Source organism: Flavobacterium turcicum, assembly GCF_011365745.1.
Taxonomy (GTDB): Bacteria; Bacteroidota; Bacteroidia; order Flavobacteriales; family Flavobacteriaceae; genus Flavobacterium; species Flavobacterium turcicum.
Genome location: NZ_JAAOBY010000004.1, coordinates 91,632 through 114,917, shown reverse-complemented (window position 1 = coordinate 114,917; position 23,286 = coordinate 91,632). Strand labels below are relative to the sequence as shown.

Genomic DNA, 23,286 nt, shown 5'->3' with positions numbered 1-23,286 from the left:
TATTCAAAACAATTTTGACAAAAAATATTCATACTCTTTTTTGTACTTTTGAAAATATAAACAACATTCAACTAATGGAAAACATAAAAGCATACGTTCAAGAACACAAAGAACGCTTTATCAATGAGTTAATCGAATTATTAAAAATTCCGTCCGTAAGTGCTGATACTGCCTATTCGCACGATGTTTTTGAAACTGCCGATACCGTAAAAGCCAGTTTAGAAAAAGCCGGCTGCGATTTTGTCGAAATTTGCGACACACCAGGCTACCCAATCGTGTATGGCGAGAAAATCATCGACCCTAATTTACCCACCGTTTTAGTATACGGACACTATGATGTGCAACCACCAGACCCAATGGAGTTGTGGACGTCTCCTCCATTTGAACCCGTAATTAAAAAAACAGATATCCATCCCGAAGGAGCCATTTTTGCGCGTGGAGCCTGTGATGACAAAGGCCAAATGTACATGCACGTAAAAGCACTGGAATACATGGTACAATCAAACACTTTGCCTTGCAACGTCAAATTTATGATTGAAGGCGAAGAAGAAATTGGTTCCAAAAGCTTGAGCTGGTTTGTAGAACGCAACCAAGAAAAACTTAAAAACGATGTAATTTTAATTTCTGATACAGGAATGATCTCTAACCAGCAACCGTCTATCACAACAGGATTGCGAGGCTTGAGTTATGTAGAAGTTGAAGTTACAGGTCCTAACCGCGACTTGCATTCTGGATTGTACGGTGGTGCAGTAGCAAACCCAATCAACGTGTTGGCTAAAATGATTGCTTCGCTTCACGACGAGAACAACCACATCACCATTCCAGGTTTTTATGACAATGTTGAGGAATTATCACTTGAAGAAAGAGCCGAAATGGCCAAAGCGCCTTTCAGCTTAGAAAAATACAAAAACGCCTTGCAACTCAACGATGTGTACGGCGAAAAAGGCTATGTAACCAACGAAAGAAACTCCATCCGACCTACGCTAGACGTAAACGGAATTTGGGGCGGCTACACTGGCGAAGGTGCCAAAACAGTAATTGCCAGCAAGGCTTTCGCTAAAATCTCTATGCGTTTGGTACCTAATCAAGACTGGGAAGAAATCACGGAATTATTCACTAAACATTTCAACAGCATTGCCCCTGCAGGTGTAACCGTTTTGGTAAAACCACATCACGGCGGGCAAGGCTACGTAACCCCAATAGACAGCATTGGCTACAAAGCCGCAAATATGGCCTATGCCGAAACCTTTGGCGTACCAGCCATTCCCGTGCGTTCCGGAGGCAGCATCCCTATTGTAGCTTTGTTCGAAAAAGAACTGAAATCAAAAACCATCCTCATGGGATTTGGTCTCGACAGCGATGCCATTCACTCGCCAAACGAACACTTCGGGATCTTCAATTACCTCAAAGGAATCGAAACCATACCGTTGTTTTACAAGTATTTTGTAGAATTGTCAAAATAAATGCTGTCAAAACCCACATCATCCGCTCTCCACAGGGCGGATTTTTTTTTGGGCGTTCCCTTGTTGCACAAAATCCTTCTTGAAAAACACCATTAGTCAAGCAAAAAGGTCAGGCTGTACGTTCTCAATCTTTTTAGCCGCCGAAAAATGGCGCCTAAAAAGGATTTCCACTTCCATCCTTAACGCAAACCCTCGGTGATTTTCTAACCCATCCAATCAAGAAAATCTGCGAATTTGCGGTGAATTATATAGCGTCAAGCCAACTTCAACCACGATTCCAAAAACCTCTCCTGTTTTAGTGCGGCACGTTAGAAACGCTACGAATTGTTTTATGAAGCTATGTAGGCACTCGTTGCAAACGAGCGCCAGTAGGAAAATCAACTAACCCATAATTATTTTTTCTCAAAAAACTTGTTTGTTTAAAATTTTATTCTACATTTGTAGAGCAATGTTTTAATTTGTAGAACAAAAACGTAAGCCATGCGACATATTTATATTTTACTAGTTGTTGTACTTGCTGTTGTAAGTTGCAAAACCAATCAAACTAAGAACAAGTTGCGCGAAGGTCGTTGGATAGAGCATTACACGCAAGACAGCGCCAAATACAAATCAATTGGTACCTATCGCAAAGGTGATCCGGTAAAAAAATGGCGCTATTACCTTGACGGTAAAATTATAAAACGTGAAAAATACAAAGGAGCCATTTGCAAAACCGTTATCTATCATCAAAACGGTCAAATACAATCAAAAGGAATTTCAAAAATTGATATAACTGAAAAATATGCACATTGGTACTACAGCGGCAAATGGCTGTATTATGACGAAAATGGAAAATTAACCACCATTAGAACTTACGATAAGGGAGAATTACTATCAGACATACCACAAAATTAATATACGATGCAATTAACAAACTCAGAAGAACAACTCATGGAACACCTTTGGCAACTTGAAAAAGCCTTCATGAAAGATTTACTCGAAGCCTATCCAGAACCAAAACCCGCTACCACAACAGTTGCCACTTTGCTCAAACGCATGATCGACAAGCAATTTGTAGCCTATCGCGAATATGGAAACTCAAGAGAATATTATCCTTTGGTCAAAAAAACCGACTATTTCTCGAAACACGTCAACGGATTGATTAGTAATTTTTTCAACAATTCGGCATCACAATTTGCTTCTTTCTTTACCAAAGAAACCAATTTGTCGCAAACGGAACTCGAGGAACTCAAGAAAATAATTGACAGTGAAATTCTAAAAAAGAAAAAATGACCGACTTTCTAATCAAATCAACCCTCAGCCTTGTTGTGCTTTTAGGAGTGTATCACTTGCTGTTAGAAAAGGAAAAAATGCACCGTTTCAATAGGTTTTACTTGTTGTTTGCTTTGGTTTTTTCGATGGTGATTCCGTTTATAACTATTGAAGTTGTTCAGGAAATTACGCAACCCACAGTTACACCCGGAAATATCCAAATCCTACCAGTAACTGCCGTTGTAGTTGAAGAAACGAACTATGTGCCAATAGCGCTTTGGGGTTTGTATGGGCTAGTTACATTCGTTTTGGGGTTTCGATTCATGTGTAATTTGATGCAGATTTCAAAAAAAATGAAGTCCAATACTCCCATTGCATATCAAAATGCTCAATTGGTTTTGGTTCCCGAAAAAACGTTACCGCATACGTTTTTGAATACCATTTTCATCAACGAAACAGAATACAACAACCGCCAAGTTGAGGCCGAATTGTACACGCACGAGCTTACGCATGTGACTCAAAAACATACTTTAGACATTTTGTTTATCGAAGTATTGAAAACTATTTTTTGGTTCAACCCCGTTTTTATTTTTTATAAAAAAGCCATACAACTCAACCACGAATTTCTCGCCGATGAGAAAGTAGTGGATTCCTATAACGATGTTCCGTTTTACCAATCTTTGTTGCTTTCAAAGGCAAACGCGAACCCAACTTTTTACTTGGCCAGTAATTTGAACTATTTAATAACTAAAAAACGATTACTTATGATGACTAAAACCACATCAAGCTCAAAATCAATTGCGAAGAAAATGATTTTGATACCTGTTCTATCTGGACTATTTTTCCTGTTTTGTTTCAAAACTATTGCTCAAGTAAAAAATAATGCACAAGTTACCACCAAAACTAAACTTATAGCAACCAACGATTCCCGAAAAGATGAATACTTTGCCGGAGTAAGAGTGGTCATTCACGACCTTGTAAAAAACAAGAAAATTGACAGCAAATATGAAGATCTAAGTGAAGAGTACAAGAAAAAAGATTTATTCTATGTGCCAACTGCCTTTGAAAAAAAATCACCAACAACTCAAGAATTAGAAAACTTTAAAGATCCTAAAAAATACGCCATTTGGATAGATGGGGTTCACCAATCCAATAAATCACTAAACAATTTTAAACCTAGTGAAATTGCTTTTTTTCAAGGTAGTAGTGTTTCAAAAAATGCAAGAAGCAAGAAATACCCACAGCCTTACCAATATAATTTTTACACACATAATTATTTCGATAAAAATTTAAAAAACTCGCACAAGAAATTCGATGGAGAAAAATTAGAAATAACTATTTGTAAAGATAAAAATACGAGACCTATTAGAACAAAATAGTGGACAAGAACATAGACTAAAAAAAACTTCTATCTCCTTTCTGAATAAACCTTTATACTTATTTCTTTACCAAAGAAACCAATTTGTCGCAAACGGAACTGGAAGAACTCAAGAAAATAATTGACAGTGAAATTCTAAAAAAGAAAAAATGACCGACTTTCTAATCAAATCGACCCTCAGCCTCGTGGTGCTTTTAGGAGTGTATCACTTGCTGTTAGAAAAGGAAAAAATGCACCATTTCAATAGGTTTTACTTGTTGTTTGCTTTGGTTTTTTCAATGGTGATTCCGTTTATAACAATTGAGGTTGTTCAAGAAATTACACAACCCACGGTTGCACCTAGAAATATCCAAATCCTACCAACAACTGCCGTTGTAGTGGAAGAGACAAACTATTTTGCCATAGCGCTTTGGGGTTTGTATGGATTGGTCACTCTTGTTTTGGGGTTTCGATTTCTGCGTAATGTGGTGCAGATTTCAAAAAAGATGAAGTCCACTAAATCCATTGTATACCAGAATGCTCAATTGGTTTTGGTTCCCGAAAAAACGTTACCGCACACGTTCTTGAATACCATTTTCATCAACGAAACAGAATACAACAACCGTGAAGTTGAGGCCGAATTGTACACACACGAGCTTACGCATGTGACTCAAAAACACACTTTGGATATTTTGTTTATCGAAGTTTTGAAAACTATTTTTTGGTTTAACCCTATTTTCATTTTTTATAAAAAAGCCATACAACTCAACCACGAATTTTTCGCCGATGAGAAAGTAGTGCATTCTTATAACAATGTTCCGTTTTACCAATCTTTGTTGCTCTCAAAAGCAAACGCGAACCCAACTTTTTACTTGGCCAGTAATTTGAACTATTTAATAACTAAAAAACGATTACTTATGATGACTAAAACCACATCAAAAAGAAAAGCCATTACCAAGCAAGCCTTGCTCTTGCCTGCGATAACAGCGCTACTATTTTCATTATGCACTAAGGTTGTAGCGCAACAAACAGCTACCAAACAAAATGCGCAAACTAACAAATCAGAAGGTTTGTTTAAAACCTACTACGATAAAACGACATTTAAGGTAAAAGATGAAAAAGGAAAAATTGCCGCAGAAAAAAAGTACAATGACTTAACTCCTGCCGAAAAAAATGCGATCCCTTCGATAATTTCAAAAGAAGAAAAACTCCCAACCAACGAGGAACTTTTAGCTAAAATAAACAAAGGTGCTCCTGAGACAATCGAAATAGATGTGTTTAGCGCCGAGAAAAAAATCGTGAAAAAAGGAGAAAACGACATTTATAATACCGCAGAAATAAGCGAAAAACCAGATTTCCCTGGTGGAATGATGGAATTTTACAAATTTGTAGGTCAAAATTACAAAACTCCGGATCAACCCAATTTAAAAGGAAGAGTTTACATCACTTTCATTATTGAAAAAGACGGTAGTGTTAACGAAGTAAAAAGCGTTCGTGATATTGGTTACGGCACTGGTGAAGAGGCAATACGAGTAATGAACATTTGCCCAAAATGGACTCCTGGAAAGGTAAAAGGCGAAGCCGTGCGAGTACTGTACAGCTTACCACTAACGATACAATCAGCGAAACCGTAATTGAACAGAAAACCGCTTCAAGTCTAGACCTGAAGCGGATTTTTTATAGTAAAATCAGTTACTTTTTGCTGCTAACCCACTAAGGATTCGGTATATTTCAAGAACAAGTGATTTTTGTTTTGTACCAGCGCTACCAATGGATCAAAGGTGTTTTCGGCTGCATCGTATAATTGAGCTAAGTCGGCACTCAAATCTTGAACTGCAATTGGTTCTAAATTTTCGCTTCTGATAAATCCTAAAAAGGAAGCACCAATACCAAAGAGTTCGTAACCGTATTTTTCAAACAAATGTTTTGCCAAAGCGTAATTTTCAAAAGGATCTAAATCACTATGAAAATAACCGTTAGGAAAACCACAAATCCCCTCGTAGGATTGCGTTACCGGAATAATTTTAAGAACAATTTCTTTATCTAAAAACTCAAAAGGTGATTGATTGATTTTTTTTAGGATCTCCATTTCTTGATCATCAATCGTCAGACCTTTATCGCAAGCTTCCGCAAAATCGACATTTTCTGTATGTTTTAAGAAATTCTTCTTAATTACAAAAAATTCTTCCGGCGTAGAAAGATAACCTAAATGTTCCCCGTTTTCAAAACAAGCGGCGTCAAGACCAGACAAATCATATCCTTCTGTATCCTCGAGATCATTAGAATTCACTGCATGTGTGCTAGTATATTCTGCCTGACCTAAATCATCAAGCGTCACTATGATGGTTTTTTGGGGATTATTGTTCTTGTAGGTCTGATAAATATCCATCAGCTCTTCGAATGAATTTAAATTTTTGATAATAAAACTTTCAAACAAATTCTCACCTGCACTGTATGCTGAGATCGAAGCTTTTTTTTCCATAATTCTAAAATTGTCTAAATGACATTGTTTCTTTTGAAGCAATCTCAATTACTAGCAATATGTATGTTTACACAAAGTGAAAATTCCAGACGTTCAAGTTTGCTGCTTATGTCAATAGCGAACTTCGTGAACGAGTATTTGCCTTTAAAGAAAATGTTTCTTGCGGAAAATACACTTGAATTTATCACAATTTTTATCATTTCGTCAAACCCTTATTCTAGATTTAGTTGCTCATTTATCATCTTATTTTCACTTTTTCTCTCTGATTTTCTCCTTTCAGACTTTTGCTTTTGTACATACTTACAAATGTTTCCAAGAGCCATTTCGTATTCAGCCATAAACGAACCTTGTTTAATCATTATACCATTCATAGGACACGTTTCGTATCCACAATTATGTTTTGAATATTTTCCGAAATTTTGATGTCTTATTCGTTTTTGCTTTAATATTCTCTGTTGATTTTCACGTATTTTTCTCCACAATTCTTCCTTATCTCCATTTGTCAATTCCATTCCTAAAGTTTGTACTTTAAGATAAGTCCAAGGATCTTTTAATTGAAGAAAATCAAATGTTTTCTGAAATATTTTATTTGCGTAATCCCGAATAAAAATTTGTTCTTCGATGTTGATATTATTATTTTCACAAATAGAACGATAAAGCCCTAATGTATTAAAATCTGTATAATTTTTATGATTCTCAATGAAGAATTTATACTCTTCAAAATTTAGTTCGTTAAATTGCCTATTGATTTTCATAGTTTCTTTTTTACAGAAAGTTCAAAATAAGTTAGTGGTTAACGTCTCGATTCTACAAAGTTCTGAAACTAAATTAAGCCCTATTTTCGGATTTCTCTAATAATTCCACAAACAAAACCAACTTTCCATTAAGCTAATTGCCCAAATTGCTTGTAGCGTGCGTTGTACTTAGTTTTTTTCAATGTGTTCTATGTCTAATACATCGCTCAATTTATTTAGACTAGATTTCGAAAATCTTCGGAATGCAAATTCTATAAACAGGTATCTGATCATTAATATTTGCAGTAGAACAACAAGTACAAATATTATTGAGAACTCTTCTTTATTGGTAAAAAATTGAGCGATTAAACCAATGAAAGGAAAGCATAATAAAACGCTTAACAAAATTCGGAAAGCTTTGTTTATTTCAACATTCACCTGTCCGTTTTGATTGTTAATTTCACCACTTAAAACACAAAATGATCCTTTTCCAATTTCTGATGATATAATCCTAAATGTATTGTCTTTAATTATTCCACGAAATGATTTGTCAGTTATATTTGAAATGAAGCTTTCAGACAGTTCTGTTCTTCTTTTTAAACGTTCAATAGTTTCTGTTTCTTCTCCAATTATTTTGAAAGTATAATCGCTTTTTGGAAATATGCTCATTAGGTATTTCGTCTTTTAAAATTAGGTACAACGTTCCGCCGCTTGGCGAGGTTGGGGACTAAATTAAGATTTATTTATCGGTTAAGCACAAAATTTCCAAATACAAGACCAACTTTAAATTAAGCCTAAAACCCCAATCTTGCCAAACGCCTGTTAGCGGTTCGTTGTTATTTTTATACTTTTATTTTTAGTCAAAATCCTATTTTCTATTTTCACTTTTGAGTTATTGTGGTTACTGTTTTACTCCCTAATTTTAAAAATCTAAAAACAGTGTAGTTTTTCATTTAATGGATAAAATTTGGGTCTTAATAATTAAAAGAAACTACGAATTGTTATAAACGTACAAATAGTCAATGCTAAGATGCTAACTAATGTTAAGAAATTTTTTTTGTTTTTTATTAAAAATATTATTCCGATGATTAAAAAGACTATTTGTGCAAGTAAAAATGGTATTGTCAGTAATTCTCTAAAAACACCTATTAAAAGAAAGTCTATTTTATAAAAGTTAATAAAGTAAATAAGGATGAAATAGAATACAATTCCAAAATTTATAATTGTCAAATTTCTGTTGGTTATTAATTTATTCATATTTTCTTTTTTAGTTGTTTTTGTTACAATGATCACTAACTTGTAAATAAGCGAAAAAACACTTCATATCCACAACCAAACATGTGGAAATATTCTAAAGTTTGTTTCACTTTGAGTCTTCCAAATATATTAAAATTATCTTACAAATTATTAGAAAATCAGCAACTAAAAATCGGACTCGCGTGAAGGATGGCAGCGAAAATCCTTTGTGTTTTTTCTTTAAAAACACAAAGATTGCAGCGTACAGCCTGACCCGAAGTTTTTCACGGAGGGGCACGCCCTAACTTTGGCTGCGCTCAGTAGTAATAAAGGATTTTAAAAAACAAATCCGCTGCCTATACAAGGAACGGATTCATCAAACTAAAAATCTAAAAAAAACTAACTGAACTCTTTATCGGGGTTGTAACCCAAGTACGGCATGGCGGTTTCGTGAAACAGTACGCCGTAGGATTCTAACTCTTTTAGGATGGGTTGGTACACCTCTTTACGGATGGGCAATTGTACACCGGGCGTGGTGATTTTTCCGTTTAATATTAGCAAAGTAGCCATGGCTACCGGTAAACCAACGGTTTTGGCCATAGCGGTATGGGTTTGATCATCGCCGAGGCACACCATTTTGGAATCGATTTGTTCTTTTTTGCCGTTTAAAATGTATCCAAATTTATGGTACATGACAATCATGTCTTTATCGTCGGGCTGTAAAGTCCAGCTATCGGTTAAAATTTTTTCTAAAATTTGGGCTGGCGTGGCGTTTTTGAGTCCGACTTTTTTGTTGGGATTGAACAAATCGAGTTCTAACAACTTGTCCCACATGATATCGTCTTGGTCAATTTTGAGAATCAAACGCGTCTTAATTTCAACAGAATCGGTAGGATGATACGGCAGAAACGAGTTGACAAATTCGCGGTAGCTCATGTTCTCTGAGTTTTCCATGATGTAACTATCATCGGTCATGCCGAGTTGCACAAACATGTTCCAAGCTTTAGAAAAACCTACTCTACGGATAGTGCCGCGGTACAAGGTGAGTACATCATCAAGGCCATAAACAGAGCGGTATTTTAGGGAATCTCTGTTTGAATAGGCTTCAAAACGACCATATCCTTCTACTTGCAAAAACTCGGTTCTACGAAACAAATTGCAATAGGGTATGTACTTGTAGGTACCTTCTTGAATGAATTTAGCAGCGCCACCTTGACCTGCCAACACCACATTGCGCGGCGCCCAAGTGAATTTATAATTCCACAAATTCGTATCTGATTCTGGAGCGACTAATCCGCCACAAAAAGACTCAAACAAGATCATTTCGCCGCCTTTCTCCTTCACTTCATCAATTACCTTCATAGCACTCATGTGATCAATTCCGGGATCGAGGCCAATTTCGTTCATGAAAATAAGGTTGTTTGCTTTTGCCTCAGCATCTAATTCTTGCATGGCATCGCTCACATACGAGGCCGTTACCAAATGTTTTTTGTAGGTGATACAATCTTTGGCTACTTGAATGTGCAAGTGTGCGGGCAACATAGAGATTACAATGGTAGCATTTTGAATGGCCTGCTGACGCTGTTGCGCATCAAATATATCTAGCGCAATGGCTGTAGCATTGGGATGGTTGTTGGTTTTTTTTTGGGCCAAAGCCAATGACAAATCACCAATAACGAGATGCAACTGTTCTTCATCGGATTTTTCAAGTAAATACCGAATTAAAGACGAAGCCGACCTTCCTGCACCGATGATTAAAATTGTTCTCATTTTATATATTTATAACACAAACATACATAATTGTTGTATTTATAACAAATAAAACCTATTTATTTTGAACAGTTGCAGCAACTATTTGCAAAATCAATGGTGCGAAATCCACAGTAAACTAAAGTGAGAATGGTTTGTAAATAAACCTTAGATGAAATACTTTTGTACAAAACACCATGCCACTCATGAAAACAACATACATCAAAGCCGCAGCCGTTTTAGGAATGATTGCTATTATTTTAGGAGCTTTTGGCGCACATGCCTTGAAAAAAGTTTTATCTGTAGATCAATTGGCAACTTTTGAAACAGGAGTGCGTTACCAAATGTACCACGCCCTATTTTTATTACTAGTTGGGCAACTGGAAATGCTTTCACAAAAAGCAAGCAAAGCCATATATTACTTAGTTTTAAGCGGAGTTGCTTTATTTTCAGGATCGATATACCTTTTGGCAACGAATTCACTCACCTCATTCGATTTTAAAATTATCGGATTCGTAACACCAATAGGCGGTCTCTTACTAATTATTGCTTGGTTCGTATTATTAGCATCAATTTTTGATAAAAAATCACAAAATCATCAGAATTAAGAAGTAACTGAAATAATATTTCTATTTTTGCAGTCTATAAAAAGAAACTATAAACACAAAATTTATGGACAACAGCACGCTTTTCTCGCAATCGATTTCGTTAAAAGACCTAGGAATTGAAAATGCAAAAATTCAGTACCAGTTATCTCCTGAAGAATTACACGATATTACAATAAAAACAGCCCAAGGAATAGAAAGTTCAACTGGCGCACTAGCTGTAAACACAGGTGAATATACTGGACGCTCTCCACAAGACCGTTTTATCGTACGTGACGCTATCACCGAAGATAAAGTATGGTGGGGCAAAGTAAACATTCCGTTTGAGCCTGCTGCTTTCGAAAAGCTATACAATAAAGTTACTGCTTACTTATCAAATAAAGAAGTTTTCGTTCGCGATGCCTACGTATGTTCTGACCCAAACTACAGATTAAATGTTCGTGTAGTAACCGAAACGCCTTGGGCAAATTTGTTTTGCTACAACATGTTCTTGCGTCCTGAAGCATCAGAATTAGAAAATTTTACACCAGAATGGACTGTATTATGTGTACCAAGTTTTATGGCTGATCCTGCTGTAGATGGAACACGCCAAAGTAATTTTGCTATTTTAGATTTTACTAAAAAAGTAGCTTTAATTGGTGGAACAGGTTATACCGGCGAAATGAAAAAAGGAATTTTTTCTGCATTAAATTTCATTTTACCAGTTGACAAAAACACTTTGCCAATGCACTGTAGTGCGAATGTTGGAAAAAACGGTGATACTGCTATCTTTTTTGGTTTATCAGGAACAGGTAAAACTACTTTATCCGCTGATCCAGAGCGCAAATTAATTGGTGATGACGAGCATGGTTGGACAAATGAAAATACTGTTTTCAACTTTGAAGGCGGATGCTACGCAAAAGTAATCAACCTAACAGAAGAGAACGAACCAGACATTTTTAGAGCGATTAAAAAAGGTGCCATTCTTGAGAACGTAGTTTTTAAAGAAGGAACCAACGAAGTTGATTTTGAAGATGTTTCGATCACTCAAAACACACGTGTAAGTTACCCAATCTCGCACATTGATAATATTCAACCAGGGTCAATTGGTAACAACCCAAAAAATATATTCTTTTTAACAGCGGATTCATTTGGTATTTTGCCTCCAATTTCAAAATTAACTCCAGGTCAAGCAGCGTACCACTTCATTTCAGGTTACACCGCTAAAGTGGCAGGAACAGAAGCAGGAGTAACAGAACCTCAACCTAATTTTTCAGCTTGTTTTGGAGCACCTTTCATGCCGTTGCACCCAACGAAATATGCTGAAATGTTGAGCAAAAAAATGAAAGACGCTAACGTTACCGTATGGTTAATCAACACAGGTTGGACCGGTGGAGCTTACGGTGTAGGTAGCCGCATGAAATTAAAATACACAAGAGCTATGATTACTGCTGCGCTTAATGGCGAGTTAGATAACGTAGCTTACGAAGATCATAAAGTTTTTGGTATTGCTAAACCACAATCTTGTCCTAATGTTCCTAGTGAAATTTTAAATCCTAGAAACACTTGGGAAGACAAAGATTTATACGATCAAAAAGCAGTAGAGTTGGCGCAAAAGTTCAAAGAAAATTTTGCCAAATTCGAAGAGTTCGCTAATCCAGAGATCTTAGCGGGCGCACCAAACGCTTAAGTTAATATTAATTCAACAATTCTCCAGAGCCGTTCATTTTGAACGGCTCTTTTTTTTAGCATTTCTCTAAGTAAAAAGAAATCAACTATTTACAACAGAATTAAAAATTTGGCCTTAAATTTGCCATATCAATCACAATCAAAAATCACCAATCATGTTCAAACCCTTTTTTATCTTATGTTCAGGCGCCGATAGCGAGCTCCTAGACGGTTGTTCCCAAGGCGAACAAACCAAATATGTAGGCATTGGCGCTACAGTTTTTTTTACTGCTGTTATGGCTTTTCTGGCCAGTGCTTATGCCCTATTTACCGTATTCGACAGCATTTATCCTGCTATTGCTTTTGGCGTTGTTTGGGCCTTGCTTATTTTTAATTTAGATCGCTTTATTGTTTCTACTATCCGAAAAAGAGATCAGTTTGGCGCCGAATTTTTACAAGCTACACCAAGGATTATTCTAGCCATAATTATTGCTGTTGTAATCTCAAAACCCTTAGAAATTAAAATTTTCGAGAAGGAAATCAATACCGTTTTATTGAAAGAAAAAAACGCTATGGCTTTGGCCAATAAAAAAGAAGTAGCTACCTATTTCAAAAATGATTTAGACAAAAACAAAGCTGAAATTGACAAGCTGAAGTTAGAAATAGCAACTAAAGAAAAAGAGGTTAACACCTTATACGAAACCTATATAAAAGAGGCAGAAGGTACAGCAGGAACGAAAAAGCTAGGAAAAGGTCCTGTTTTTAAAGAAAAAATTGCCAAGCATGATCTTGCTAAACAAGAATTAGACACTTTGCAAAAAACCAACTTGGCTAAAATTGCTGAGATGGAAAAAAACACAAAAACGTTACAAGCTGATTTAGACAAAAAAGTAACCGAAACCCAACCAATTATTGACGGCTTTGACGGTTTAATGGCCCGAATCAATGCCTTAAACAAGTTGCCTTGGTTGCCATCGTTTTTTATCATGTTGCTATTTTTAGCGATTGAAACCTCACCAATTATTGCAAAAATTTTGGCTCCAAAAGGCGAATACGATTTTAAATTAGAGGATTTAGACACTGCCTTAAAAGCAACGATTGAGCAAGACAAATACCAGCGCTCACTGCTAGTAAAAACAAGTGAAGCCATGCATAACAAAGTATATGCTGACATCGCCGATGATAAAAAACTCTATGACTTACAGCGTAAAAACGCTATTGATTTACTAGAATTACAGTCTAATAATTTTGTAGAAAAACAGAAAAAAACATTGTAAAAAAGAAATTAGTAAGCATAAAAAAGTCCTAAAATCAAAAGTAAATTATCTTTTGATTTTAGGACTTTTGACTTTAAGACTCCAACATTATTTACATGTGACTCAAGATTTCTTTCTTGAAGGCATCGTATTCGCCTTGTAAAATTAAGCCGTTATCGAGTAGTTTTTTATAATTCTGTAGTTTTTCAAACAATTCGTCTTGAGATAAACCGGCAAGTCCTGCTTCCTTACTTGGTTCTGGAACTGATTGCGCTTGTTCATTTTCATAATTATAAACTGGTGGCTGTACTGCAGGCATGATTTCGGCAAAACTGGTTACTTCTTCGGTTTCCATTTCTTCTATAAATTCAACTTCTGGGGCAGTAGTAATTGCATCCGAATCATTAATGGTAGAGGTATTTCCCGCTTTTAAAATATCGAGTTGTTCTTTTGCGTAGGTAAAGATTTTACGCGCCTGTATTTTCGGAATATAATCAATCGATACTTCCATGTTGGTTCTTGTTGTAAATGAAAACTCTGAACCCAAAATATTTTCTTTCACGAAGGTTCCCACAATTTCATCCCACGTATAATCGATAAAATTCATAGAAAGTCCTAAGTTTTTCGGCTGGCAAATGATAATTCGTTTGTTAGTCATAACGATACTATCTGGCAAAACAGTCAAAGCTGGTTTTTTTTGAACAGCGATATAGCCTATCTCTTCGTTTTTCATTAATAAATCACTCAATTTAGAAGCGATTTTTTCTATGGCTTTTGGATCTTGTTCCTCGTTTAAAAATTTTTTAAATTGTTCTTTCATAAGTTGGGCAAATTATATTTCAGTGCTACTTTGTAATTTTTATTTTACTTTTAAACAACAAAAGTAATGCCTAAGTTACTACTATTATGGAAAGAAAAAAAATTACTACTGAAACGCTAAAGTAAAACTGCGCCAAAAGCCCCTTCAAAAATGAAATTCTACAGAAGATAAGGTTGTGCTCTTTGTTTAATTTCCTCTTGAAAATTTGAGTCAACTCTAAACGGACTTTGAAATACCTCTTTGACAATTTCGCTCGAAAAAATGGAAGTTTCAATTTTGTCTTGCTGAAAATAACCAAATTGTTTAATCAAATTACAAGGGATTCCCATAAAAAGCTTTTGAAAAATTTTATGAAAAAAACTAGAATCACTTACTATTGTAGTACCAATGTGGCTGTATTTACAATCCATTTGTAAAGCAATCTCAATTGCATCTTTGATGCCTACTTGGCTGTTCAAACAATAGGTATTACGCAATACAATAAAATCAAACTGATGTTTTTGTTCTAAATACAACACACCCAAACGAATCGCTTCTGCCTTTGTAACTGCTTGCTTAAAATTTAAAACTGTAATTCTTTTATTCATACTATTAAATTTTTCCAACTGATTGCAGTCGCAGTCGTGTCCCAAATTGTAATTGACCAAACAAATATGGTAGTTCAAATTTTGATTTACAAATTGGCTCCACTCCTCAACCCACACATCACCTGTTTTATAATTAAAGGGTATCACTATACCTATGCATGACTTTTGGATCATTCCAATTGCAGTTTTGTGTGCTTTACGTCGTTTTGCACTTCCTATTAACTTTTCGACGCGTGTACCAATTTCATTTAAACTAAGAGGCTTTACCATGTATTCATTGGCTCCCAAGGAAAATGCATTTGCAATCATATCCGCATTCTTGTTACCAGACAAAACCATAATAGGAATAGTACTTTTTTTTATCAATCTGATGTACTTTATGATTTCTAAACCCGATTTCTTTTTGATAAAATCTAATGTTTTATATTCGAAAGTTGAGTTAGGAATTACCGGCATATCGATATCTGTAATGACCAAGTCTGGTTCATAAGAATCGTAAACTTGAATACCATCGGCCATGTTATTGACAGATTGCACCAAATAACCTAGATCCTTTAATAACTTTTCAATGGTCAGTAACACTAATTCCTGATCATCTATAAGAAGCACTTTCATGATTTTTAATTTAGTTCTATAAAATTAAAAACGTATAATGAAGCCCTTTTGAATTTTCGCTGGAAGGTTAAAAAGTAACGGTAAATGGTTAGTTTCATTGGCTTTTATAAACCCACAAGTTAACACTGAAAGGCAAAAGCACTTTATGATTGGTGTGTTACCACTATAGGAGATTTAATCTTTTCATTAGCTCCGGTTTATTTGCTCTACTAACAGGAATGACCTCTTTGCCAATTAAAATACTATTATCTTCAATGTCAATTATTTTGCTAGTATTGATCACAAAAGAACGATGCACTTTCAAAAAAAATTGTGGAGGTAATTTATCTTCGATTTTCTTTAAAGTAGAATGTACAATGTAGTTTTTTGCATCCGTTTTGATATGAATATAGTCTCCTTTGGCTTCAACGATTATTATTGAATCGGTGTCAATCTTGATTAACCTTCGATCAATATTAATGTAAAAAACCTTTGCATCGTCTTCTACTACCTTTTTTACATCAGCTATGACAGGTGTTTTTGAATGAGAAGCTGCTTTTTGGATAGCCTTTTTAAATCGTTCTTCTGTTATTGGTTTGACTAGATAATCAACAATACAATCGTACTCGAAAGCTTCGATCGCGAAATTTTTATCACCTGTAACTAATATTACTTTGGGAGGATTTTTTAAAGTTTGAATAAAATCAAAGCCTGTAAAATCTGGCATATGAATATCTAAAAATATCAAATCTACCGCAATGCTATTTAAAAACTTAATTGCACCAAGTGCATTGGGAAAATCTTGAATAAATTTTACCCCTGGTGATACAGCAATCATTTGAGTTAGGATCGCTCTAGCTGTTTCTTCGTCATCAATAACAATACAATTCATATCAAAAAATTATTATAAGCAAGCTACAAACTCTTGCATGGATTTCAGAATAATTTCAAACTCAGGTTGCAAAATTTTGCTATTTAGCACCAAATTATCTTCATGATTTTCAGCAAGATAGTAACTTTCCTCTAATCCTAACATTGAAATTTTGTGCTTTAATTTATGTACTATTTGTGCAGCAGCTTCTATATTACCTGCTTCTATTTCCAATTTATAAGCATTAATTTCTTCAGGCAACTCTCTTTTTAAAATAGCGATTAGTTTATTTCTAAACTCATAATTCGCACCAGATAATTGGTCTATGTAATTGGTATTAGGCTTTTCCATCGTGCTTTGCTATTGTAAAATAAAATGTGGTTCCCGCCTCGAGTTGGCTTTCTAGCCAAATTGTTCCTTCATAAAATTCTACAATTTTTTTCACAATTGATAATCCAATTCCAGAAGAGGAATTATTGTTTTCTAATTTGAAAAAAATATCAAATATTTTCGATTGGTATTTATCAGGGATTCCAACTCCGTTATCTTTTATGTAAAAGTGGTGAAAATTAACCTCTTCTGTATGGCCAATTGTAATATTTATTTGTTTTTTATTGTTGTACTTGATGGCATTTTGAATGAGATTTTGAAACAATTGCATAAACCTTGTGTCATTACCCCAAACCTTTGGCAAAACAGTATCAAAATTAATGCTGATGTGTTCTTCGCTGTATAAACGACTAGTATCTTCTAAAATCAAATTTAAATCAATCCATCTGTCTAAACTGTCTTTGTTTTGTACTTCGGAATAATTTAAAATTCCTTTTATCAACAAATCCATTTTTTCAACATTAGAAAGCATTAATTGCATCGATTTTAAATTGCTCTCATTCATCATCTCCTTGTTGTCTTCAATAAACCAATTTATAAGAGCATCAATGTTCCGCAAAGGCGCTTTCAAATCATGCGAAACCATATGCGCATACTCGTTTAATATGGTATTTTGATTTTCGAGGTGCGCCACTAACTCTTCTCTTTGTTTGTTAATTTTTAAAATTTCTATTGATTGCTTTTTTATATATTCTGTAGAATTAAATGATCCTGCAGTATCAATTTGAGCCACATCCAAACTCATAGATTGCAAAATAAACTCTAAGTTTTTATTGATTTCTTTCAAACTTTCAGCCTCATCGCGAAGTTTTTGATTGGCTTTAAAAAGTTCATCAGAACTAATTTTCATTGCACGTTGAAGCAAGCTTATTTGACTCTCAAAATTTTCGTAAGACTCATTTACAGCCGCAAGAAAAATATCCAAATCATTTAACCCACCCCGCAGTTTTTTATCTATTTGTCTTTTCAATAAAGAATTCATTACTCACTTATTAAGGTTAAAGTCATGGTTTGATTGTGTAGTTCGCAAGTGGCACTACCATTAAATGGCGCTAATTCTCCGTAAGAGTAAAAACCTGTTATGGGCACTCGTTCGCCTATTACTTCACGTACTTGGTCTAGTTCCTCTTCTACTCTTTGGTCCATCACCAATTTGCGACCCACGCAACTAATAGCAAGTACGAACTCTGGTTTTGTTTTTCGGTTTTTCATACCAAATTCAGCGGCTTGTAAGGCTCCATCTGCAATATTATCTACGGAGGCCATCATGAGTTGTACTTTTGAATCTGTAGGAACATCGCCTGCTAAAATCATTGACGAGTTCGCATTATCAATATTCAAAATGGTTCGAACTACTGGCTCATTTCGGTCCTGTGGCGTTACATTTAAGGGGTAAAACAAAGAAGCTTTGGGTAACTCGCTTGCTTTGTCACCCAAATAATTTTTATAAAGATCAAGTGCTGGCTGACCATCAATTTCAAATAATACATTGCCTTGGGAACGGGTTACAATACGCTCTGGCCCAAAAGGGATCCAACCTCCAAAACTAGCAAAACTAATCTCTAAGGATGCTCCATAAAATCCAATTAGCACGACTTCTCCCTCTTTTGGGTTCTCTTTATAGGAGGCAATTGTTTTTTCAAAACGCGAATCATCTCCACACATTCCGCCGGTAATTCTAACTTGAGATTCTAAAGCACTTTCGAGGCCTTTGATAAGTGAACTTCCGTTTACAAAACTCCCTTCAGAAAGAACGAAAAGGTGTTTTAAGTCTTGCTTTGGGATTTTTTGATATAATACTTCACCCAAATCTTGTGCGTTTTTTTGATAATCTAAAATATTAGCTCGTTCTACGACAAAGGAACTATTCTCAAATTCGATGGCAGTTACAGTGATTGAATTATCATAAACATTACAACACAGAATTTCTCCTGCAGTAGACCCAAATACAAGATGTTCATATGGAAATTCTGCACGGATAGCATCAATTACTTGTTCATCTTCTAATAAAAATCGATTCCCAAAAACTAAAACCAACGGGTTATTGAGTTGTTTTTTTTCTTGAAAATAATTCCAATCTTGGTTTCCGACATTACTTGCTTGTATAACTTTCATGCTATTATTTTTTTATTTTGATAAAAAAGGTCGACCCAATACCCAATTCACTCTCTAACCAAATTTCACCCTTTTCAGCTTCAATTATTTTTTTTACAATGGCTAATCCAAGTCCAGTTGAGTTTTTATTTTGCGAAAAAGATTGAAAAGTATTAAATACCTTGTCATAATTTTCTTTATAGATTCCTATTCCGTTATCCTTAATCGAAAAAACAACACTATCTTGATATTCTTTAGCTTCAATTACTATTTTACCGAATTCTTTATCTATGTAATTAACGGCGTTAACAATTACATTTTGAAACAATTGCTGGATTCGATAACGGTTAACCAACAAAACTGGTAATTCTTTTTTTACATGAATGGTAATGTGTTTTGGAACATGAATTATCTCTATAATTGATTGAATTAATTCTTGTATGCTCACTTTCTCTTGCACGGAATCATCCTTGCCAATACGGGAATACGTCAAAATTCCATCTATGAGATGATCCATTTTTTCTACTTTATTTTCAATTAATTCAAAATATTGTAAAGTTTGGGCTGTAAATGCTACATCATTGTCCTCTTTTATCCATGCTAATAGAGAGTGAATACTATGCAATGGCGATTTCAAATCATGCGATACCATTTGCGCATAATGCTCTAATTCTTTATTGGTTTTTGCTAAACTTTCGACCAACTGCTCTTGTTGATTTTCGAGTTTTTTTTGATTAGTAATATTTTCCTGAATAGCAAAATACCTGACAATTTCATTTTTTTTATTGTAAAGAGCTTGACCTTGTACTCTAACCCAATATTTTTCTTTGGATTTAGTGTAATTTAGAATTTCACAATTAAAAGGATGACCTCTCCTAATTTGGTTTCGGATGTAGTTAATAGTTTCCGGTTTTGACTCAGGCCCTTGCAATACTTTTCCAGGAGTAAAGCCAATTAACTCTTTCTTGGTATAGCCTGACATGAGCTCAAAACTAGAATTTACCCATTCTATTTTACCGTGATTATCGCAAATTACTACCGAGTTGATATTTTTTTCAGCAATTAATGACAATAGATACAACTCTTCCTCTTGCGCTTTTTGATCTGTAATGTCTAAATGAATTCCTATCGAACCAATCATTTTACCACTCACATCATAATTAGGCGCGGCACTAATTAGCCAAGAACGTTCTTGTTGTTCTTTATTTTTAACTAAAATTTCATAGGAATCACTTATTCCTTCAGTACGCAATTTCATCTTAGCAGCTACCAGCGATTGGTTTTCATCAGTTTGAAAAAGGCCATTCACTTCAGCTCCCATTAATTCATCTATCTCGTAACCACTCATTTGACTAAAACTATGATTTGCAAACGTAATTTTATCTTTCATATTAACTTCAATCAAACCGAGATTCATATTAGCTATGATATTACTGTATTTTTCCTTTTCATTTTTTAAGCTATTTTCATATTTCTTTTTAATAGTAACATCAACATACGAGGTTAAATTACCCGAATAACGATCATCTAGAATGATAGGTACGAAGCTGCGTTCTATAATTCTTCCATCAGTAAGTTCTAATTCTTCATTTAAAACGGGCTCTTGATTATGTAATATTTCATCTAATCTTTCCAGATAAGATGTTGGCTCTACAAAATAATGTTTGGTTTGCTTCATAATTTGTAACGCATTATTTCCTATCAATGAATCAGAATTAGCATCAAAACCAAACATGGTTGAAAATTTTTTGTTTGCTAATAGAATTTGTCTGTTTTCATTTTCTACAATGATTCCTGTCTGTAAGTTTTTAATCAAAAAAGTCAATCTATTTTCGGACTCAATAAGCTTCAAATCAGATGCATTCTTTTCTGTAATATCTTCAATTACTGCAAAATATTGCGATGGCTGACCCTCGTGATCGCAAACAGGCTGTGCTTTAATTTTGGCCCAAAATGGTTTATCATTTTTACGAGCATAAGGCACCTCAACTTCAAACTTTTCTTTTTTAAAGAAAGGGTCTACGAGCTTTTTTAAATCCGTAATAGTCATTTGATCACACGAACCAATTTGCGCTGCTGTTTTACCAATGATCTCCTCTTTAGCACGACCTGTTAATTGCAAATAGGCAGCGTTGCACCAAAAAATTACTCCATTAAGATCTGTAAAAAAAACTCCATTTTCATTAGTACTTGCTACTAATGACAGTCTATTTAATGCTTCTTGATCTTTTTTTAATTTCTTCTTTTGATCATTAATTTTGACCAACAAAACTTTTAAATCCTCGTTGGTTATTTCTTGTACTTTTAAAACATGTAATAAATCTAATGAGGGATCATGAAAAGCAAAGTCATGAAGAGTTAAATTATTATGAACGACCTCTTCCATTGAAACAAACCATGGCGTGCCCACAAATAGTAAATAATTTTCATATGGTTGTAGTTGGCCACGAAGTTGAACTCCGTTTAACTGGGCCTCAATTACAATTAATTGGTTTGAAATGTTTTTTAAATTCTCAAAGTTCTGCTCTATCAAGAAGGGTCTTTTAATACTAAACTTCTGCAAAAAATTCTCGTTCAAATTAGTATCCGGAAAAATTTTCATTAAGCTCTTACCTATTCCTTTTATTGAAAGGCCATCATCAATAAGGATATAAAAGGGAAAGAGTTTATTGAAACTATTTTCATCAAAATTAAAATTGATTTTTTCCATTTTGACTTACCATGAGATGTTAAAAATTTCGTGAGTACTCCCGTGGTCACGAGCTTGAAGTAAAGTAATAACTACTGCTTTTTTGTAAATAATTCCTAAGCCTTGAATGAGTCCTCGAACAAAGTCTTGGAGACCCTCGCGCTTTGAAAAATAATGCAGTTGCAAACTATTTTCGGTGATTTGAGAAACTTTAAATTCAGGTGGAGTTAGTTTAGGGTAAATTAGCATCACCCGATTGTGAAATTGTGGTAAATTAATTAAAAATTCACGTAAATCTCTTCCGCCGGCTTCCATTAAACCACCATACTTGACCTTTGTGGTATTGACCACCCACCATTCGCCAAAACTTATTAAAACATTAGATAAAGTAGTATTAGTTTCCTCTGCAATTGCTCGAGCCAATGCGTAAGTCAAATCGTCATCATAAGGCTCGTTACTGATAAAGTAATCAACATCAACTCCACTTCGGGATTTCACGCGTTCCCAGCAATCTTCACCAAAATTAGCAAGAACTAAGTCCTCTATTGCTTTATTGACAATTCCATACATATTATTGAGATATTAGTTCGTTGCAACTCCAATACTCAATTAACTTATGAACGCGATTTTTATAGTCTTCATATTTTAGAGGCTTTAACAAATAACCAGCAATGCCAATTTTGTAGCACTCTAAAATATCTTTTCGACTGTTCGAAGTTGTTAATATGATGGCAGGAATATACTTGTACGCTTCCTTACTCTTAAGCTCCCGCAAAAACTCAATGCCATTAATTTTTGGCATATTCAAATCTAAAATTATAATATTGGGGATGAATGCCGCTTTCGCAATAATATTCAACGCTTCCTCACCGTTGTGGGCCTCAACAATTTTTTTTGGCACATTTATCTCATTCACAACCCTATTGAATTTCATTATTTCAATAGCATCATCTTCAATCAACAAAACATTTAAAACTTTCATTTCCATTACCTTATAATTTATCTAAATATACCTACCCTTTAAAATTATTTGATTTTATTTCGTTCAATAATCAATTTCCTTCGTTGAATGGTACTTTACGATAGATAAATGGAAATAGCTCTACAATTCTGATCTCTTTATTTTAGACAAACTATTGAAAACCAAATCATAGGAGTGATCTATTAGCTCCTTCAAAAGATCAGTTGGCAGTATATTGTTTATTGAAACGGTATTCCAATGCGTTTTACTCATATGAAAACCAGGCTGGATTGCATCGTACTCGGCGCGCAACTCCAAAGCTCGCTCTGGGTCACATTTCAAATTTACTGATGGCTCGCCTTTTTCCCATTGGCTCAGAGACGACAGCGCAAACATTTTTCCTCCTACTTTAAAAACCAAAGTATCTTGATCAAACGGAAAATGCTCCGTAACGCCTTTTTTAGACAGACAATATTCGTAGTAAGTTTCTAAATTCATAG

The 23,286-nt window shown here is 34.7% G+C and carries 22 protein-coding genes and 1 pseudogene; 9 read left to right on the top strand and 14 right to left on the bottom strand.

Annotated elements, in window-relative coordinates:
• Positions 1-74: 74 nt before the first annotated feature.
• The 6 genes and pseudogenes from G9Q29_RS08770 (at position 75) to G9Q29_RS08745 (ending at position 5,705) form a co-directional block, all read left to right on the top strand.
• Positions 75-1,463 (top strand): dipeptidase, encoded by a 1,389-nt coding sequence (locus tag G9Q29_RS08770; RefSeq protein ID WP_166135829.1) that lies wholly within the window; start codon positions 75-77, stop codon positions 1,461-1,463.
• Positions 1,464-1,943: 480 nt separating this feature from the next.
• Positions 1,944-2,357: a toxin-antitoxin system YwqK family antitoxin gene (locus G9Q29_RS08765; RefSeq protein ID WP_166135826.1), complete on the top strand. Its 414-nt coding sequence runs from the start codon at positions 1,944-1,946 to the stop codon at positions 2,355-2,357.
• A 6-nt stretch (positions 2,358-2,363) separates the two neighbouring features.
• The gene (locus G9Q29_RS08760; RefSeq protein ID WP_166135823.1) at positions 2,364-2,735 is read left to right on the top strand and encodes a BlaI/MecI/CopY family transcriptional regulator; all 372 of its coding nucleotides are present in this window, start codon (positions 2,364-2,366) and stop codon (positions 2,733-2,735) included.
• Complete coding sequence (locus G9Q29_RS08755) at positions 2,732-4,093, top strand: M56 family metallopeptidase (protein ID WP_166135820.1); 1,362 nt, start codon at positions 2,732-2,734, stop codon at positions 4,091-4,093. Before G9Q29_RS08760 ends, G9Q29_RS08755 begins: the two co-directional genes overlap by 4 nt.
• Before the next feature lie 53 nt (positions 4,094-4,146).
• A pseudogene (locus G9Q29_RS14880) lies at positions 4,147-4,245 on the top strand (BlaI/MecI/CopY family transcriptional regulator); the annotation flags it as partial.
• Entirely contained in the window at positions 4,242-5,705 is a 1,464-nt protein-coding gene (locus tag G9Q29_RS08745) for a M56 family metallopeptidase (protein WP_166135817.1), read from the top strand. The pseudogene G9Q29_RS14880 and the gene G9Q29_RS08745, both read left to right, overlap by 4 nt.
• Before the next feature lie 71 nt (positions 5,706-5,776).
• Here the strand turns inward: G9Q29_RS08745 and G9Q29_RS08740 are convergent, their stop codons facing one another.
• From G9Q29_RS08740 to G9Q29_RS08725, 4 genes are all read right to left on the bottom strand, one after another.
• Positions 5,777-6,553, bottom strand: a complete 777-nt coding sequence (locus tag G9Q29_RS08740; RefSeq protein ID WP_166135814.1) for a hypothetical protein — start codon at positions 6,551-6,553, stop codon at positions 5,777-5,779.
• A 212-nt stretch (positions 6,554-6,765) separates the two neighbouring features.
• Positions 6,766-7,308, bottom strand: a complete 543-nt coding sequence (locus tag G9Q29_RS08735; protein ID WP_166135811.1) for a hypothetical protein — start codon at positions 7,306-7,308, stop codon at positions 6,766-6,768.
• A 168-nt stretch (positions 7,309-7,476) separates the two neighbouring features.
• The gene (locus tag G9Q29_RS08730; RefSeq protein ID WP_166135808.1) at positions 7,477-7,956 is read right to left on the bottom strand and encodes a hypothetical protein; all 480 of its coding nucleotides are present in this window, start codon (positions 7,954-7,956) and stop codon (positions 7,477-7,479) included.
• Between the two features lie 966 nt (positions 7,957-8,922).
• Entirely contained in the window at positions 8,923-10,293 is a 1,371-nt protein-coding gene (locus tag G9Q29_RS08725; RefSeq protein WP_166135805.1) for a saccharopine dehydrogenase family protein, read from the bottom strand.
• A gap of 185 nt (positions 10,294-10,478) precedes the next feature.
• Between G9Q29_RS08725 and G9Q29_RS08720 the strand changes: the two genes are divergently transcribed.
• The 3 genes from G9Q29_RS08720 to G9Q29_RS08710 all read left to right on the top strand — a co-directional run bounded on the left by G9Q29_RS08720 (position 10,479) and on the right by G9Q29_RS08710 (position 13,801).
• On the top strand, positions 10,479-10,880 hold the full coding sequence (locus G9Q29_RS08720; protein WP_166135802.1) for a DUF423 domain-containing protein: 402 nt from the start codon (positions 10,479-10,481) through the stop codon (positions 10,878-10,880).
• A gap of 64 nt (positions 10,881-10,944) precedes the next feature.
• The gene (gene pckA / locus G9Q29_RS08715) at positions 10,945-12,546 is read left to right on the top strand and encodes a phosphoenolpyruvate carboxykinase (ATP) (RefSeq protein ID WP_166135799.1); all 1,602 of its coding nucleotides are present in this window, start codon (positions 10,945-10,947) and stop codon (positions 12,544-12,546) included.
• A gap of 154 nt (positions 12,547-12,700) precedes the next feature.
• Positions 12,701-13,801: a DUF4407 domain-containing protein gene (locus G9Q29_RS08710; RefSeq protein ID WP_166135796.1), complete on the top strand. Its 1,101-nt coding sequence runs from the start codon at positions 12,701-12,703 to the stop codon at positions 13,799-13,801.
• A 91-nt stretch (positions 13,802-13,892) separates the two neighbouring features.
• Here the strand turns inward: G9Q29_RS08710 and G9Q29_RS08705 are convergent, their stop codons facing one another.
• The 10 genes from G9Q29_RS08705 to G9Q29_RS08660 all read right to left on the bottom strand — a co-directional run bounded on the left by G9Q29_RS08705 (position 13,893) and on the right by G9Q29_RS08660 (position 23,284).
• Positions 13,893-14,600 carry a PH domain-containing protein gene (locus tag G9Q29_RS08705; protein WP_166135794.1) on the bottom strand — a complete coding sequence of 236 codons (708 nt, stop codon included), beginning with the start codon at positions 14,598-14,600 and terminating at the stop codon, positions 13,893-13,895.
• A gap of 158 nt (positions 14,601-14,758) precedes the next feature.
• Positions 14,759-15,802 carry a response regulator gene (locus G9Q29_RS08700; protein ID WP_166135791.1) on the bottom strand — a complete coding sequence of 348 codons (1,044 nt, stop codon included), beginning with the start codon at positions 15,800-15,802 and terminating at the stop codon, positions 14,759-14,761.
• A 163-nt stretch (positions 15,803-15,965) separates the two neighbouring features.
• Positions 15,966-16,673 carry a LytR/AlgR family response regulator transcription factor gene (locus G9Q29_RS08695; RefSeq protein ID WP_166135788.1) on the bottom strand — a complete coding sequence of 236 codons (708 nt, stop codon included), beginning with the start codon at positions 16,671-16,673 and terminating at the stop codon, positions 15,966-15,968.
• A gap of 12 nt (positions 16,674-16,685) precedes the next feature.
• Positions 16,686-17,003 (bottom strand): Hpt domain-containing protein, encoded by a 318-nt coding sequence (locus tag G9Q29_RS08690; protein ID WP_166135785.1) that lies wholly within the window; start codon positions 17,001-17,003, stop codon positions 16,686-16,688.
• A complete protein-coding gene (locus tag G9Q29_RS08685) occupies positions 16,990-18,024 on the bottom strand; it encodes a sensor histidine kinase (RefSeq protein ID WP_166135782.1) in 1,035 nt (344 codons plus the stop codon). Before G9Q29_RS08685 ends, G9Q29_RS08690 begins: the two co-directional genes overlap by 14 nt.
• Positions 18,024-19,157, bottom strand: coding sequence for an FIST signal transduction protein (locus G9Q29_RS08680; RefSeq protein ID WP_166135779.1), 1,134 nt, complete (start codon positions 19,155-19,157; stop codon positions 18,024-18,026). The genes G9Q29_RS08685 and G9Q29_RS08680 overlap by 1 nt, the downstream gene beginning before the upstream one ends.
• 4 nt (positions 19,158-19,161) lie before the next feature.
• The gene (locus G9Q29_RS08675) at positions 19,162-21,846 is read right to left on the bottom strand and encodes a PAS domain S-box protein (protein ID WP_166135776.1); all 2,685 of its coding nucleotides are present in this window, start codon (positions 21,844-21,846) and stop codon (positions 19,162-19,164) included.
• A 6-nt stretch (positions 21,847-21,852) separates the two neighbouring features.
• Positions 21,853-22,395: a heme NO-binding domain-containing protein gene (locus G9Q29_RS08670; protein ID WP_166135773.1), complete on the bottom strand. Its 543-nt coding sequence runs from the start codon at positions 22,393-22,395 to the stop codon at positions 21,853-21,855.
• A 1-nt stretch (position 22,396) separates the two neighbouring features.
• Positions 22,397-22,807, bottom strand: coding sequence for a response regulator (locus G9Q29_RS08665; RefSeq protein ID WP_166136254.1), 411 nt, complete (start codon positions 22,805-22,807; stop codon positions 22,397-22,399).
• Between the two features lie 120 nt (positions 22,808-22,927).
• Entirely contained in the window at positions 22,928-23,284 is a 357-nt protein-coding gene (locus G9Q29_RS08660; RefSeq protein WP_166135770.1) for an MmcQ/YjbR family DNA-binding protein, read from the bottom strand.
• Positions 23,285-23,286 lie beyond the last annotated feature (2 nt).